General features: G+C 62.0%; 14 protein-coding genes. 3 read left to right on the top strand and 11 right to left on the bottom strand.

Going from position 1 to position 14578, the window contains the following annotated elements:
- The first annotated feature begins 2 nt into the window (after nucleotides 1-2).
- Together AAGS40_RS26315 and AAGS40_RS26310 are read left to right on the top strand one after the other, a co-directional pair.
- Complete coding sequence (locus tag AAGS40_RS26315) at nucleotides 3-1283, top strand: efflux RND transporter periplasmic adaptor subunit (protein ID WP_345817447.1); 1281 nt, start codon at nucleotides 3-5, stop codon at nucleotides 1281-1283.
- A 57-nt stretch (nucleotides 1284-1340) separates the two neighbouring features.
- Nucleotides 1341-2861, top strand: a complete 1521-nt coding sequence (locus AAGS40_RS26310) for an efflux transporter outer membrane subunit (protein ID WP_345817598.1) — start codon at nucleotides 1341-1343, stop codon at nucleotides 2859-2861.
- Here AAGS40_RS26310 and AAGS40_RS26305 read toward each other — a convergent pair.
- The 4 genes from AAGS40_RS26305 to AAGS40_RS26290 all read right to left on the bottom strand — a co-directional run bounded on the left by AAGS40_RS26305 (nucleotide 2839) and on the right by AAGS40_RS26290 (nucleotide 6182).
- Nucleotides 2839-4287 carry a heavy metal sensor histidine kinase gene (locus tag AAGS40_RS26305; protein ID WP_345817446.1) on the bottom strand — a complete coding sequence of 483 codons (1449 nt, stop codon included), beginning with the start codon at nucleotides 4285-4287 and terminating at the stop codon, nucleotides 2839-2841. The genes AAGS40_RS26310 and AAGS40_RS26305 overlap by 23 nt on opposite strands.
- The gene (locus tag AAGS40_RS26300; protein WP_345817445.1) at nucleotides 4287-4964 is read right to left on the bottom strand and encodes a heavy metal response regulator transcription factor; all 678 of its coding nucleotides are present in this window, start codon (nucleotides 4962-4964) and stop codon (nucleotides 4287-4289) included. The genes AAGS40_RS26305 and AAGS40_RS26300 overlap by 1 nt, the downstream gene beginning before the upstream one ends.
- 191 nt (nucleotides 4965-5155) lie before the next feature.
- Nucleotides 5156-5593, bottom strand: coding sequence for an ester cyclase (locus tag AAGS40_RS26295; RefSeq protein WP_345817444.1), 438 nt, complete (start codon nucleotides 5591-5593; stop codon nucleotides 5156-5158).
- Between the two features lie 178 nt (nucleotides 5594-5771).
- Nucleotides 5772-6182, bottom strand: a complete 411-nt coding sequence (locus tag AAGS40_RS26290; RefSeq protein WP_345817443.1) for a DUF4267 domain-containing protein — start codon at nucleotides 6180-6182, stop codon at nucleotides 5772-5774.
- A 95-nt stretch (nucleotides 6183-6277) separates the two neighbouring features.
- Between AAGS40_RS26290 and AAGS40_RS26285 the strand changes: the two genes are divergently transcribed.
- On the top strand, nucleotides 6278-6838 hold the full coding sequence (locus tag AAGS40_RS26285; RefSeq protein ID WP_345817442.1) for a TetR/AcrR family transcriptional regulator: 561 nt from the start codon (nucleotides 6278-6280) through the stop codon (nucleotides 6836-6838).
- Between the two features lie 85 nt (nucleotides 6839-6923).
- On the opposite strand, the gene AAGS40_RS26280 is transcribed toward AAGS40_RS26285, so the two are convergent.
- The 7 genes from AAGS40_RS26280 to AAGS40_RS26250 all read right to left on the bottom strand — a co-directional run bounded on the left by AAGS40_RS26280 (nucleotide 6924) and on the right by AAGS40_RS26250 (nucleotide 14560).
- Entirely contained in the window at nucleotides 6924-7970 is a 1047-nt protein-coding gene (locus AAGS40_RS26280; protein ID WP_345817597.1) for a maleylacetate reductase, read from the bottom strand.
- A 50-nt stretch (nucleotides 7971-8020) separates the two neighbouring features.
- Nucleotides 8021-9031 carry a Gfo/Idh/MocA family oxidoreductase gene (locus tag AAGS40_RS26275; protein WP_345817441.1) on the bottom strand — a complete coding sequence of 337 codons (1011 nt, stop codon included), beginning with the start codon at nucleotides 9029-9031 and terminating at the stop codon, nucleotides 8021-8023.
- Between the two features lie 36 nt (nucleotides 9032-9067).
- Nucleotides 9068-9808 (bottom strand): SDR family oxidoreductase, encoded by a 741-nt coding sequence (locus AAGS40_RS26270; protein ID WP_345817440.1) that lies wholly within the window; start codon nucleotides 9806-9808, stop codon nucleotides 9068-9070.
- Nucleotides 9809-9856: 48 nt separating this feature from the next.
- Entirely contained in the window at nucleotides 9857-10873 is a 1017-nt protein-coding gene (locus AAGS40_RS26265; RefSeq protein WP_345817439.1) for an ABC transporter permease, read from the bottom strand.
- A complete protein-coding gene (locus tag AAGS40_RS26260; protein ID WP_345817438.1) occupies nucleotides 10870-12390 on the bottom strand; it encodes a sugar ABC transporter ATP-binding protein in 1521 nt (506 codons plus the stop codon). The genes AAGS40_RS26265 and AAGS40_RS26260 overlap by 4 nt, the downstream gene beginning before the upstream one ends.
- The gene (locus AAGS40_RS26255) at nucleotides 12387-13349 is read right to left on the bottom strand and encodes an ABC transporter permease (RefSeq protein WP_345817437.1); all 963 of its coding nucleotides are present in this window, start codon (nucleotides 13347-13349) and stop codon (nucleotides 12387-12389) included. The genes AAGS40_RS26260 and AAGS40_RS26255 overlap by 4 nt, the downstream gene beginning before the upstream one ends.
- A 98-nt stretch (nucleotides 13350-13447) precedes the next feature.
- The gene (locus tag AAGS40_RS26250) at nucleotides 13448-14560 is read right to left on the bottom strand and encodes a sugar ABC transporter substrate-binding protein (RefSeq protein ID WP_345817436.1); all 1113 of its coding nucleotides are present in this window, start codon (nucleotides 14558-14560) and stop codon (nucleotides 13448-13450) included.
- Nucleotides 14561-14578 lie beyond the last annotated feature (18 nt).

Below are 14578 nucleotides of genomic sequence, written 5' to 3'. Positions count from 1 at the left end.
TCATGAACGACGCCTCCATTCCACCCACGCCCGACGACGCCGGCAAGCCCAACGGGCAACCTGCGAACGATGCAATACCCGTCGCGCAGGCAACGGCGACTGCGGCGAACGCAGGACTGCGAGACTCCGGCAACTCCACCAGACGTCGTCGGCGGTACTGGCCTTTCACGCTGGCTGGCGTCGCCTGCGCCTTGCTGCTCGCCGGCATCGTGCCGCGCCTGCAGGCAAGCGCCAGTCTGACGCAACAGACAGACGCGCAAAGTATGCTGAGCGTCTCCGTCATTACGCCACGTGTGGCGCCCTCGGCCAGCGAACTGCGGTTGCCCGGCGCGGTGACGCCGTTCGCCGAAGCGTCGATCTATGCGCGCACGAGTGGTTATCTGGCGCACTGGACGAGCGACATTGGGGCCAAGGTCAAAAGCGGCCAGACGCTCGCGACGATCCAGGCGCCCGAGCTCGACGCGCAACTGCGTCAGGCGCGGGCCGACGAGGCCACCGCACAGGCGAACTATGACTACGCGAAGGCCACCGCGCAGCGCTGGCAGGAGATGCTGAAAACGCAGTCGGTCGCGCAGCAGGACGCCGACACGAAGCAGAACGACATGGAAGCGCGCCGCGCGATGCTGGCCTCCGCTCAAGCCAATGTCGCCCATCTGGCCGAACTGGTCTCGTACGAGGACATCACAGCGCCGTTCGACGGCGTGATTACCGCTCGCAACGTCGATGTTGGCGCGCTGGTCACGGCGGGCGGCACGCCCGGCACAGCCGGCCAGTCCGGTGAACTGTTCCATATCCAGCAGACCGGTGTGTTGCGCGTCTTCGTCGACGTGCCGCAGAACGATGCGCCGTTCGTCACGCCGGACACCGCCGTCTACCTGAGTGTCCAGCAATATCCCGGCCGCCATATCGACGCGCGCGTGGTGCGCAGTACCGGTTCGATCGACCCGACGAGCCGTACCTTGCGCGTCGAGGTGGACGTCGACAACAGGGACGGTGCCTTGATGCCGGGGGCTTATGCGCAGGTCCATCTGGCATTGAACTCGTCGACGCCGGCGCTCGATCTTCCCGTCAGCGCACTGCTGTTTCGTCCGGACGGCGTGACGGTCGCCGTGGTGGACAGCAATGGCCGTACGGTGCTGAAGAAAGTGCACATTGGCCGCGACTTCGGCACCCACGTCGAGATCACGACGGGACTGGCGCAAACCGACCGGGTGATCGACAACCCGGGCGACTCGCTCGATGCCGGGCAAGCCGTGCAGATCGCGCCGCCCACCCACGGTTGAGGAGCCGTTATCGTGAAGACCTTTGCCCCGTCTGATAAGCGCGCTCCGCTGCGGAACCTGCGCCGTGGTCTCACGCTCGCGGTGTTGGGTGTGCTGCTGGAGACGCTCACCGCGTGCTCGACGCTTCCCGACTACCAGCGGCCGACCACCGACGTGCCCGCACAATTCGCGGGCGCAGCGGCTGGCTGGACCCGCGCCGCGCCCGCCGACGCCAAGCCGCGCGGTGAATGGTGGACGCTGTTCGGCGACCCGGTACTCAACCAGCTCGAGTCGCGTATCGACGTATCGAATCAGACGGTACGCAAGGCCGTCTCGCAACTCCAGCAGGCGAGTTCACTGGTCGATTATCAACGCGCGGGACTCTTCCCGACCATCACCGCCGGCGTTTCGCAAAGCCGTTCACGGACCTCGCAGAACGTCGAAGGACGCTCACTTGCCGGCAAGACTGTGCCGGACTATTCGGCGGGCGTATCGGCCGGATGGGAGCCCGATCTGTTCGGCCGGGTCCGTGACGCCGTCGCGGGCGCGCAGGCAGACGCAGAAGCCAGCGCGGCCGACCTCGAAGCAGTACGCCTGTCGATGAGCGCAGACCTCGCCGCCGATTATTTCGCGTTACGCTCGCTAGACGTGCAGAAAACGTTGCTCGACAACAGCGTCAATGCTTACGCTGCGGCATTGAGCCTGCTGCAGCAGCAATTGAAAGACGGGGCGATCGACGCCTCGGCTGTCGCTCAGGCCACCGCTCAACTCGAAGCCACCCGCACCCAGGATACCGACATCGATGTGAGCCGCGCGCAGATGCAGCACGCCATCGCTACGTTGATCGGCGTCCCGGCGTCGACGTTCGTGCTGCAGCCAGGCGGCCCGGACGTCGCGCCTCCGACGATTCCGGTCGGCGTGCCTTCGCAATTGCTGCAACGGCGGCCCGATATCGCCGCGGCCGAGCGACGCGTCGCGTCGGCCAATGCGCAGATCGGCGCGGCACACGCCGCCTTTTTTCCGGACCTGATGCTCTCGGCGAGCGCCGGGCTCGAAAGTACCTTTTTTGCGCCATGGCTAAGCGCGCCGAGTCTGTTCTGGTCGATCGGGCCGCAACTCGTCGGCACGCTGTTCGACGGCGGCAGACATAGCGCCACCCTGCATGGGGCGACCGCGCAGTATGACGGCGCGGTGGCCGACTACCGTCAATCGGTGCTCGTCGCGTTCCAGCAGGTGGAGGACAACCTCTCAGCCCTCCACTCGCTCGCCGACGAAGCGGCCAGTCAGCAACGCGCGAGCGCCGCCGCCGAACTGTCGCTACGACTCACGACCAATCGCTTCAAGGCAGGCGCAGTCAGCTATCTCGACGTAGTCACCGCCCAGACAATCGCATTGACGAACGAGCGTACCGCGGATCAGATCGCGGCGCGCCGGCTTGAAGCGAGCGTATCGCTACTGAAAGCACTAGGGGGCACGTGGGCGGGCGCAATGCCGGCTCAACCGGGCCACGATGCCGCCAACGCCGCGGCACACGAAACACCGGGGCTGGACGTCACCGCAACCGTTCCCGCACCGGTCAATGCGCGCGCGGAAATGTGAGCGTGAAGCGCGTGACTTGCGCGTTGCTTTCGACGTGCACTGAACCGCCATGCAGTTCCATGATCGTTCGCACGATGGCCAGACCCAGCCCGGTCGAACCCGCCGATCCCATCGACAGGCCCGCCGACGGCAACGCGCTGCGTGAAGGATCAACCCGGTAGAAGCGGTCAAAGATCCGTTCGAGATGTTCGGGGGAAATCGGCACCCCCTGATTCGACACGCTGACCCGCACCTCGCCAGCGGTTGCGCTCGCCTCGAGCGTTATTTCCGCACCAGGCGGCGTGTAACGGATCGCGTTGGCCAGCAGGTTGCTCACAGCGCGACGGAACAATTCGAGGTCCGCCGTGACCGGCGCCGTACCGCTTACACGTATTGCGACATGCGCATCCTCAGCGACACCTTCGAAATAGTCCGCGATATGGATCAGCTCCTGTCCCGCGTCGAACTCGCGCATGTGTTTGATGAATTGCGGATGTTCCGCGCGAGCGAGAAACAGCACGTTCTCGATCATGCGCGACAGCCGGTCGCATTCTTCCAGATTCGAAGCGAGCAGCGCTTCGTACTCTTCCGGGGAGCGCGGTCTTGCGAGCGCAACCTCGGCCGCGCCACGCATGTTGCTGATCGGGGTACGCATGTCATGGGCAAGGTCGGCGCTGAACCGCGACAGCCTCTGAAAGCCCAGATCGACGCGGTCGAGCATCGCGTTCAGCGCCGTCACCAGTGTCGCCAGTTCACGAGGCACGCGGGTTGCCTCGATCCGCGTGTTCAGCCGGTTGATTGTTACCCGTCCCGCGCTCGCCGCGATGTCGCGCAATGGCCTGAGTGCCGCGCGGATGAGCACATAACTCAACGCCATTGCAAGCAGAACGCCGACCGCGCCGGCAAGATGAAGCGTGTCGCGGTAGCGGTCGAGTAGCAACCAGTGATCGCTCATGTTGCGTGCGACGAGGACGCTCGCCACTTCGCCATCCCGCAAGCGGACATCGGTCAGAATGCCGCGAATCGGCGCGCCATCGCGGCCGGTCCATTCGCCGATATCGCTATCATCTATGCGCGCCGTAGCCGGCACGCGGATGAGCGGCGGCAGCGCGGCAATCGAAGTGCCGTCAGGCGCAGAGAACGTTCTGGCAGCATTGTGTTCGATCACGCGGCTCCCGTCCGGTCCAAACACTTCCATCGACATCACTTCATTGCCGAGCACGGTACTGACAAGACGGTCGCCGTGTTCGCTGATGCCCCTGGCCGCTTCGAGTTCCTCCCCGAGCCGGCGCGCATGGCGGGCGGCGAGTACGATATCCAGATTGTCCTGGGTCTTGATCTGCCGCTCGAGTGCGAGATACAGATAACTGCCGACCAGCACGAAGACCGCTAACGTCGCGACGCCGAATGCAAACGCCAATGTCGCCGCGAGTGAACGGCCCCGCATCAGACCGCGTCCTTGAGCTCAAGCACGTAACCGACGCCGCGTACCGTATGAATCAGCTTGATGGGAAAATTGTCGTCGATCTTCGTGCGTAGCCGACGGATCGCGACCTCGACAACATTGGTGTCGCTGTCGAAGTTCATATCCCAGACGTAAGACGCGATCTGCGTGCGACTCAGTACCTCGCCCTGGCGGCGTGCGAGCAGTTGCAGCAACGAGAACTCGCGCGGGGTGAGATCGATGCGCGCGCCGCCGCGCTTCACACGCCGGCGATTGACGTCCATTTCGAGATCGCCAACCTTGATGAATTCGCTTTCGCGAGGCGGCCCGCGTCGGGCAAGCGTGCGCACGCGCGCGAGCAACTCGACAAAGGCGAAGGGTTTGACCAGATAGTCGTCCGCGCCCAGTTCGAGACCGCGCACGCGGTCGTCCACCTCGTCGCGGGCCGTGAGGAACAGCACGGGCGTGGTGCGCGTGTTGCGCAGCGTTTTGACGATCGCCCAGCCATCCATGCCGGGCAGCATCACGTCGAGCACGATCACGTCGTACTCCTCTTCCTGCGCGAGGATCAGCCCTTGCGGGCCGTCATGGGCGACGTCGACCGCATAGCCCGATTCTTCCAGGCCTTTTTTCAGGTAAGCCGCCGTTTTCAGCTCGTCCTCGACCACCAGGATTCGCATGTTCGCGCTCCGCGTTGCGTTGATCTCTGGATGATACCGGCACGCACGTCTTTCGTGCGCAGCGAGTAGACGCCCATCTCATAGGTCCGCGTGGCGGTCCGCTGTCGAGGGTTCATCGGTTAGCCGCACCAGGCGCGATGCTGGAACGATCTTCACACCGCAACCCGCCCGAGTCAGCTTCGCGACGCGGTTCATGACGGCTGGCGAGGCGGCGGGACAGCGCCAATCTGAATGAAGACGTCCAGCGTATTGAGTTCGTCCCAATGCTCGACGAATTTGCCATTCTCGACCCGCCAGATGTCAATCGAGCGCATGGCGAAGGGCTTGCCGGTGCCAGGGAAGCCCAGGAAGTTTCCGGTGTGCGTGCCGTCGTAGCGGTAGCGGCCGACCACACGCGAGCCATCCGACGAGACGATGACGTCTTCCGCCGTCACCTTCAGGTCGGGCACACCCGCGATGATAGCCCCGAGGACCTTTTTTGAACCCTCCAGCCCCGGTTCGGCGAAGGCGTTGTGGTTCACATAGTTGGGTGCCTTGATCTCGTCGAGGCGCGTCACATCATGGCTGGACATGATCTCGGCAAAGAGGTGGCCGAGTTTCACCAGATCAGCGTGCGTTGAGGTTGCCATGCTCCGTCCTTTCCTGGGTTGAGGGTTGAGGGTTGAGGGTTGAGGGTTGAGGGTTGAGGGTTGAGGGTTGAGGGTTGAGGGTTGAGGGTTGAGGGTTGAGGGTTGAGGGTTGAGGGTTGAGGGTTGAGGGTTGAGGGTTGAGGGTTGAGGGTTGAGGGTTGAGGGTTGAGGTCTGTTTCTAGCTGGCGCCGACGATCAGGCACACGCCGGTGGCGACGATGACCACTCCCGTCAAGCCGTGCATGCCGAAGGCGAGGGCCTTGCTTCCGCCCGAGCGAAGGACGGTCACCATGTCACCGAAAGCGATGAGGCTTGCGGCGAGCATGAATTCGCCGAGGATGTGGGGCGTTCCATTCACCATGAGCAGAATGACGAAAAGTCCGGAAGCCACGTCGCGTGTCCCTTTCACGGAAAGCCACGCATTGAAACTACGCGACAGCGGCGGCGAGGCGGCAATGCCAAACTCGGCGGATGCTCCGGCGGGCGCCATCCAGAAGCGAGAGCCGAGAAAGATAATCGCCATCGCGATCAGCGCGCACAGCACGTATCCGGTCTGGATCAGTAGGTGGGGATGGGTCATGGTGGACATCTCCTGTCGTTAGTAGATAATCTAGCGTTGCTAGATTTTGAAGTCAATAAGAATTCTAGCGTTGACAGAAAACAGTCCATTGGTAGTATCGACGGATGTCAATCGTTAAACGAAAGGCGCGCGAGCGGGCAGCGCGCTATGAGCTCATCCTGAATACCGCGCTCGAACTGGCCGCGGCGGAAGGCTGGGAGGCAGTCACAACGCGCCGCCTCGCCGCGCTGATCCAGTACAGCCAGCCGGTCCTGTACAGCCACTTCAAAGGCAAGGCTGAGATCATGGCGGCGATCGCCATGAGAGGGTTTGAACAGCTGGCGACCGAATTAAAAAACGCAGCTGGCAGCGCCGACGCCCTGCACGCAGCCTGCACCGCCTATCTGCAATTCGCCGCTTCACAGCCGGTGGTCTACGAGGCGATGTTCGTCTCGCCGACCGAACTGTTGTTTGCCAGCGAGCAAACGCCGACGGCACTCCGGGACGCTTTCGACGCGCTGGTCACCGCACTCGGGCCGGATCAGGAAGATCTGGTGTTCACGGCCGAAGTGCTGTGGAGCGCGCTGCATGGGATGGTCGTCCTCTCGCAGTCCAAACGCCTCCCAGTTGACGGAGACAGGGATCGGTTAGACGTTCTGATCCGAAAATTCAGGCGCTCTTGCTAATCGTTCGTTCCTCCCGGCAGGCAGTCCTTCAACGACGCCGTCAGCGCCGACATCGATGGGTATTCAGTCGAAGCTCGGCTCGCCCTCATTCATCCGGCCTGGACCCGTCAAAAGCAGCGCCAAGGAGTGCATGAATCGCCGCACGATCGATCACGCGCGGATTCCAGTAAGGCTTTTGCAGCGCGATATCAGTCGCGCGGTCAAGCTCGGCCTCTCTCATGCCGATCTGCTTCAGTGAAACTGGAGCACCGAGAGATTGTGCGAGATCGAACAGGGCGCCGCCGGCGTTACCATTCTCGGTACCTAGTGCACGGCAAATCCGTGCGGCCGCATCGGGCGCGGCCACGGCGTTGTATGCGATCGCATGCGGCAACACCACTGCATGGGTTTGCGCATGAGGCAGATCGAAACTGCCGCCAAGCGTATGACAGAGCTTATGATGCAGCGCCATGCCAACGCTTCCCAACACCATGCCGCACAACCACGCACCGTACAGACAGTCGCAACGCGCTGGCCTATCCATCGGGCTCTCCACCAGCTTTCTCAACCCTGCCACCATCGCCCGTATTCCCTCTTCGGCCATCAGGCTGATAACGGGATTGCCATTCTGCGCGTAGAGGCCTTCGGCACTGTGTGCAATCGCATTGAGACCGCTCACGACCGACAAAGCCACCGGCAACGTCAGCGTCAATCCGGGATCGTAGATCACAGTTTTTGATAACACGCGCCAATCGGTTCCCGTAGTCTTGACGCCCCCGTCCGTGATGCCATACACGGCGGTCATTTCCGAACCCGCGTAAGTAGTGGGAATCGCGAGTATCGGAAGCCCTGTTTCGAGCGCAATCGCTTTCGCCAGCCCCGTTGTCGAACCGCCGCCCATCGCGACCAGACAGTCGGCATTCAGCCGGTTCGCCACCTCGCGGCCTTCGATCGCGATGTTGATCGGCACGTGCATCGCCACTTTGTCGAAGGCACCCACGGCCCTGTCACCGAGAATCGCCGCGGCTTTCTGCGCAAGGTCCGCCTGTTCGGGCGTGGAAAGGACCAACGCTCTCTTCGCCCCGAGATGCGCGGCTTCGTCCCGAAGCGTGTCGAGTTTGCCCGCGCCGAAAACGACACGGGCGGCCCGCATCTCGTAAGTAAAATTATCGTTTGCCACTTTCCACCTCGAGGACGGAGCCGTTAGAGCGATTCGGTACGTACCAGCGCGCCGGTGCGCACAGACTCAAGAACGAGTTCGGCGAGTACCAGCGCGGCGCGCGCATCGCGAACGGTGCAGAACGGTTGCGCGCTTCCATTGAGAACGTCGATGAAATTGCGCATTTCTGCGGCGTAGGCGGACTCGTAGCGTTGCGGAAAATGATCGAGTAGCGGCGCGCCCACGAAGCCCTCGCGCCCGGCGGAGATAATCGTGCTGGTATGCATGTTGGGACACGACACCATGCCTTTCTCACCGAATACTTCCAGACGCTGATCGAAGCCGTATGCGCAACGGCGGCTCGCTGACAGCTGACATTGCGGGCCGCCCTCGAACACGATCGTGATCGCAGCGGTATCGTAGTCGTCATATCTGGCGAGCAAGGGAGGATCGACGAAGCGCTTCAGATCGGCCTGCACTGAAACAGCTCCTGTACCGCACAGCCAGGTCAATTCGTCCAGATCATGAATCAGCATGTCTTTGACGATACCGCCTGAGTGTGCGATGAAACTTTCGTCAGGAAGACGCGGATCGCGGCTGATCTGCAGGATATGTTCGAGCCGACCGAGTCTGCCCGATTGCACGATCGCATGAACCTCGCGGCGCGCCGTGTCGAAGCGGCGATGAAATGCGATCAGGACCGGCACGGCCGACGCTTCGACCATCCGGAGGCAGGCGTCCACGCGCTCCAGCGACTGATCAACAGGCTTCTCGCAGAACACGGGCAGCTCGCGCTTCACGCAGGCTTCGATCAACGACGCATGCAGGCTCGTCGGTGCTGCGATGATCGCGCCGTCGAAGACCTGATCGCTACAGGCACGCTCGAAATCCGGATACCAGATCGCGCCGATCGCGTTGGCAACGCGCTCGCCCTCCTCGCGTGCCGGGTCGACGACGGCGGTGACCTGGGCTGCGCCGAGCGCCGACAGCGACCTGAGATGAACCTTCGCAATACGCCCCGCACCCAGCAGGCAAATCGATTTTTCTTTGGACATGGTTGAGTCGCGCCATCCAGTAGTGGGCTTCGAAAATCAGGCGAGCGTGCGTCCGCCGTTCACAGCAAAAGTCTGGCCGGTAATGAAATTCGCCTTGTCGGATGCGAGATACGCAACGAGCGCTGCGACGTCATCGGGCGAACCGATACGCTCGAGCGCGGTATGGCGCCGGTACTCTTCGAGCATTTGCGGGTCGTCGTCCTGGTGACGCTCGACCGGAATCCATCCCGGCGCCACCAGATTGACCGGTATGCCCTCGGGTCCGAGTTCGCGTGCCCATGAACGAGTGAGTCCGAGCATCGCGCCCTTCGCCGCGACGTAGTGCCCGAACAGCGGGTTGCCGATGTCCACGACTTCACTGCCGATGTTGATGACCCGCCCCGTTTTCCGTCGACGCCAGTCGGGCAACACGGCCTGCAGCAGCAGCAACGGCGCCTTGACGAATAATCGCAACTGGTTCAGATAATCGTCCCACGTCTGCTCTGCGACCGGAATGTAGGGCTGCGGGCCGGTGGCATTGTTGACGATCACTTCGACAGGTCCGAGCGTCGTCACGATTTTCGCAATGCCATCACGCACCGCCTGCTCGTCTGTCACGTCGAAGCGCGCCGTGGCCGCCTGGCCACCCGCATCGACAATGGCGGCAACCACGCGTTGCGCGCCAGCCGTGTCGCTCGCGTAGTTGACGGCGACGGTCCAACCGTCGCGCGCGAGCGCTTTCGCCATCGCCACACCGAGTCCGCGCGATGCGCCGGTCACGAGGGCGACCCTTGACATTGAATCACTCACTTTGTATCTCCGAAATCGAACCGGTGATAAAACTGCTCATTTGACACTCCCGAGCTTTTCACGATCCAGCGTCACCGCGACAGCGGTCAAAACCACCAGACCGTACACGATATCCTGCGTGGTGGGCGGCAGACCGATCACGACCGACGCAATACGCAAAAACGCCGCAGTCAGTCCGCCCACGATGCTCATGCCAATACTCCCGACACCCCCTGAAATCGCCGTTCCGCCGAGCACGACGCCGACGATCGCAGGAAGAACCATGGTCTGAGCCAGCGTCGGCGACGAAAAGAGCGTTTGAGAGACGTACAGCACTCCGGCCATGGCCGCACATAGGGCGGACAGAGCGAAGACCACCACGCGCGTTCTGGAGGCGTCTACACCGGACATGACCGCCGCGCGTTCCTGAATGCCGACTGCGTACACATGGCGACCGAGTTTCAGATAGCGCATGGCCGCGACCAGTCCGAGCCAGACAACCAGCACCACGAACACACAGTTCGGAATGCCCAGCGTATGCGACGTGATGGCATCGAACACGCGCAGCCCGGCGCCGATGGGAACCGAAGACGCCCCCGTCAGGAACATCGCAAGCCCGGACAGCACGCCGAGCGTGCCGAGGCTGACCGCAAACGAAGGCACCTGGCACTTCGCGTGGATATACCCCTGCAATCCACCTGTTGCCACCGCGAGAAGAAGCGTGACGACAACCGCCCACGAACCCAGCGTGGGCGCGAAAAGGCTCACACTCACGCCGGCAATGGTCGCCATGGCTGCAACCGAAAGATCGATTCCTCCGATCAGGATAGGGATCGTGCTACCGATGACCAGCAGCAGCAACGGTGCCGCATCCACGGAGAAAGAAGCGAGCGCGCGCGGCGACAATGCGGAAGGCGACACCACACCCACCACCACGACCAGACAGAACAGCACGATCAACGGTCCCGCAGTGCGCAGCGCGCCCGGACGCTCATTCCGTGTTTCGTTGCCTGAGTCGGGTTTGACGCTCGCACCACTTTCGCCGTTGCCCGGGGAGTATTGAGTGATCTTCATACCATGGCTCTTACGATAATTTCTTCGGCCGGCGCCGCCGATGCGACGTCTTCGAACTTCGCGCTGACCTTGCCGTCGCGCATCACGATGATCGTGTCGCTGACGAGAATCACCTCGTCCAGCGTGTCCGCTACGAACAGGATCGACAGACCGTCTGCCGCCAGCTCACGCATGGTCTCGAACAGATCGCCGCGTGCGCCGGGGTCGAGTCCTCGCGTGGGATGATCCATCACAAGCAGCTTCAGATTGCGGCTCATCAGCCACTTGCCGAGCACTGCTTTCTGCTGATTGCCGCCGCTCAGCCGCTCGATGTCTTCGTCAAGAGACGACGCTTTCACCCTTAGTCGCGCCGCCCAGTTCTGCGCCTGATCCCGCTCCTTTGCGTGGTCCGCGAAGAGGCCAGCGTGTGCGTAGTCGAAACCGAACGTCAGCGTCATGTTGTCCGCGATGCTCATGCCCGTGAGCATGCCCTCTTTCTTGCGTTCCGCAGGCAGATACCCAATACCGCGGCGGATTGCATCCGTAGGCGAGCGAATGGCGACTTTTTTCTCTTCGAACGACACCGCGCCTGCGCTCACCTCTTCAAGCCCGAACAGGGAGCGGCACAGCGTTTCCGCGCCCGAGCCTTGCACGCCGATCAAGCCGACGATTTCTCCCGCGCCGACGGACACGGAAACCGGACCTACACTTGCGGCGATTTGCACGTCGTCCAGTTGCAGCACTGGCCGACGAACGCTCGCCGGGCGGGCGCTGCCGGTTCGCTTCGCGGTGGTACGCTGTTTGCCGACCATCAGTTCATAGAGCTCCTTCGCATCGACACCACCGCGCACGCGCTCGGCGACCTGTCTGCCATCGCTCAATACGTAGACGCGGTCTGACAGTTCCAGCACTTCGTCCATCCGATGCGAAATGAACACGACGGACGAGCGGTGGCGTATCCGACGTATCTGTCGGAACAGATCTTCGATTTCCGGGTCGCTCAGCATGGACGTCGGTTCGTCGAACATGATGACGAGATCGTCCTCGACCATTTCCTCCAGCGATAGCACCTTGGCAAGCTCCACCATCTGGCGCTGTGCGAAACCCAGTTTCTCGACCAGCGTGTCGGGCCGGATATCGAGTTCCACCTTGTCGAGTTGAACCCGGGCCGCAGCGAGCAATCGCTCCCAGCGATACCAGCCGTGGCGGAAAAAATCGCAGGACTTGTCGAGGAAGATGTTCTCCGCGACAGTCAGATTCGGAATCAGCGATTGCTCCTGATGGACGAGTCCGATACCGCGGCGCGCGGCGTCGGCGGTGGAGCGCCAACGCACTTCCTCGCCGCGCAGCCTCATCACGCCGTCGTCAGGCTGTTGCACACCGACCATCGTCTTCATCAGCGAGGACTTGCCCGAGCCGTTCTGGCCGATCAAGCCGACAACCTCATTTGCGTTCAGGCGCAGATCGACATGGTCGAGCGCCGTGACCCGCCCGAACCGCTTCGTCAGGCCCTGCATTTCATAGATTGCCTGTGTCATTTCGCAACCCTCAGTTTTGCACGCAGATGCCACGATCCCACCACGACGGCCAGCACTATCGTGGCGCCTTCCACGACCTGAATAAGCAGGGGGTCGAGGCCCACCTGAAGGAGCCCGTTGCGCAGCACGGACAGAATAAGCACGCCCGTCAGGGATTGGAGAACGCCGCCTCGTCCGCCGCTCAGCAAGGTTCCGCCGATCACGGCCGCGCTGATGGCAGGAAACAGCAGACCATCCCCGGCCCTCGAATTGCCCACGCCAAGTTGCGCCGCAAGCAGTACTCCGCAAAGCGCAGACAGAAAGCCCGACATTGCAAAGACGACGAGCTTGATCCGGTCGACATTCAACCCCGCGAGCCGGATCAGTCTTTCGTCTCCGCCAATCCCATAACTGAGCCGCCCGATCCTTGTGCGCGTTTGCACGATCCATGCGATCGCGATGACCAGAACCGCCACGTACACAATGCCGCTCAGTCCGAAGTGTTTGCTCAACGCAAGCGAGAGGAAATTGGTGTCGGTGATTTGCGGCTGCCGCGACGGAAACAGATACGTGGCGAGTCCGCCTGCCACGAACCACGTTCCCAGCGTCACGATTAGCGATGGGATCCGCAAGCGCGTATACATCAACCCGTTGAATACGCCAAACAGCAACCCCGCTCCGAGCGATATGACGAGCGCGACGCCGAGGTCGTGATGCGCCGTGATCGTATTGCCGACATACAAACCCGCCAGAATGCAGGCCAGTGAGGCAATACCCTCTACAGATAGATCAATGGACCCTTGCAGCATGACAAACGTCAGCCCGACTGCGGCAATGGCAGGAATGGCGCTCGTTTCGACAATAGAGAGCAGATTGTCGAGGCTCGCGAAGCCGTCACCTGCGAATGAAAAGAGCGATACGAGCACCAGCAGCACGAGCAAGGGGCCCCGGTCGCGAATGTGGGAGCGGAACAGGTTCATGAGATTGGCCGGCCAGTTTCGCAATTGAGTGTGTTGGATGGTGGGCGAGCACGTCGGAGCGCAGCGGACGTGGTGGCCGCTGCGCCCTTCACGCAAGTTCACTTGAATGCAGAAGCGGGAATCTGGCTTGCCACGCCCTGCCACATTCTCGCCTTGACCTTTTCATAGGTGTAATCAGCCGGATCGACCTTGTGGTTCAGGATCTCGTCCACGTTGTCTTTCGTGACCAGTGTTTGCTTGAGGTACACATCGCGTTGCGCATGCGAAAGTTTGTGCAGGTCGATGTCGCCGGACGCCGCGCCGTAACCTAGAGCAGTAGCGAACGCACCCTGCATCACGCCATCGATCCACATGGTGGACACCATGTCGCCCGATTTGATGAGATTCAGTGCGGCAACCGAGCCGTCGCTGCCCGATACGGCAACCTTGCCGGCAAGGCCGCGTTCCTTGAGCGCCGCGACGGCGCCGATCGCCATTGAATCGTTCTCGGAGAAAACCGCCTTCAGGTTGCCGTTGTAGCGCGCAAGCCAGCCACGCGTCAGCACTTGCGCCTTTGTCTGGTCCCAATCGGCGTACTGTCTGTCCAGCAGCTTCATGCCGGGACATTCCGCCAACGCCTTTGTCAGACCCGCGAAGCGTTGTTTGGTGGACGGATTGTCCGCTACGCCTTCGATCGCCACTACGCCGCCTTTTCCACCGATTGCCTTGCAGAGCGCCAAGCCGTTTCTGTAACCCGACTCGACACCGTCAAACGCAATGTGGGCGACCCAGTTATCAGAGTCCATGTCATACGGATGGATGTTGTCGGGCCGATTCCAGATCGTGATGACCTTGGCGTCCGCCGCCGTTGCGCGATCCACGATCGCTTTCGTGAATGCACTCGACACAGGGTCGAGAATCGCCACGCAATCCTTGCAGCCCGCCGCGAAGATCGCGCCGTAGTCCTGCAGAAATTTTTGCCCCTGAAATTCACTCGTCATGACCTGCAGTCGCGCATTCACGGAAGCCGCTACCGCCTTCGCGCCGACCACGGTCGCGGCCCAGTACTCGCTCGACTCTGTTCCGATGCCGAAATAGATGCCCGGTACTTTTGCGGGTGTCGCGTAAACTGCCACACTCGACACCGCCATCAACACACTGGTTGCTGAGCCCAACGCCATGCGCGCCAGTGAACGAACGCCGTGCTTACCTTTGAATGAAATCTTGCTCATCGTCTGTCTCCTCGTGTA

The organism is Paraburkholderia sp. PREW-6R (assembly GCF_039621805.1).
In the GTDB taxonomy this organism is placed as follows: Bacteria; Pseudomonadota; Gammaproteobacteria; order Burkholderiales; family Burkholderiaceae; genus Paraburkholderia.
This window is presented reverse-complemented; position numbering and strand designations above follow the sequence as displayed.

Excerpts from the sequence above, each read along its gene's own strand:
- AAGS40_RS26315 (WP_345817447.1), top strand. The coding sequence starts at position 3 with ATGAACGACGCCTCCATTCCACCCACGCCCGACGACGCCGGCAAGCCC.
- AAGS40_RS26305 (WP_345817446.1), bottom strand. The coding sequence starts at position 4,287 with ATGCGGGGCCGTTCACTCGCGGCGACATTGGCGTTTGCATTCGGCGTC.
- AAGS40_RS26300 (WP_345817445.1), bottom strand. The coding sequence starts at position 4,964 with ATGCGAATCCTGGTGGTCGAGGACGAGCTGAAAACGGCGGCTTACCTG.
- AAGS40_RS26295 (WP_345817444.1), bottom strand. The coding sequence starts at position 5,593 with ATGGCAACCTCAACGCACGCTGATCTGGTGAAACTCGGCCACCTCTTT.
- AAGS40_RS26290 (WP_345817443.1), bottom strand. The coding sequence starts at position 6,182 with ATGTCCACCATGACCCATCCCCACCTACTGATCCAGACCGGATACGTG.
- AAGS40_RS26285 (WP_345817442.1), top strand. The coding sequence starts at position 6,278 with ATGTCAATCGTTAAACGAAAGGCGCGCGAGCGGGCAGCGCGCTATGAG.
- AAGS40_RS26280 (WP_345817597.1), bottom strand. The coding sequence starts at position 7,970 with ATGCGGGCCGCCCGTGTCGTTTTCGGCGCGGGCAAACTCGACACGCTT.
- AAGS40_RS26275 (WP_345817441.1), bottom strand. The coding sequence starts at position 9,031 with ATGTCCAAAGAAAAATCGATTTGCCTGCTGGGTGCGGGGCGTATTGCG.
- AAGS40_RS26270 (WP_345817440.1), bottom strand. The coding sequence starts at position 9,808 with ATGTCAAGGGTCGCCCTCGTGACCGGCGCATCGCGCGGACTCGGTGTG.
- AAGS40_RS26265 (WP_345817439.1), bottom strand. The coding sequence starts at position 10,873 with ATGAAGATCACTCAATACTCCCCGGGCAACGGCGAAAGTGGTGCGAGC.
- AAGS40_RS26260 (WP_345817438.1), bottom strand. The coding sequence starts at position 12,390 with ATGACACAGGCAATCTATGAAATGCAGGGCCTGACGAAGCGGTTCGGG.
- AAGS40_RS26255 (WP_345817437.1), bottom strand. The coding sequence starts at position 13,349 with ATGAACCTGTTCCGCTCCCACATTCGCGACCGGGGCCCCTTGCTCGTG.
- AAGS40_RS26250 (WP_345817436.1), bottom strand. The coding sequence starts at position 14,560 with ATGAGCAAGATTTCATTCAAAGGTAAGCACGGCGTTCGTTCACTGGCG.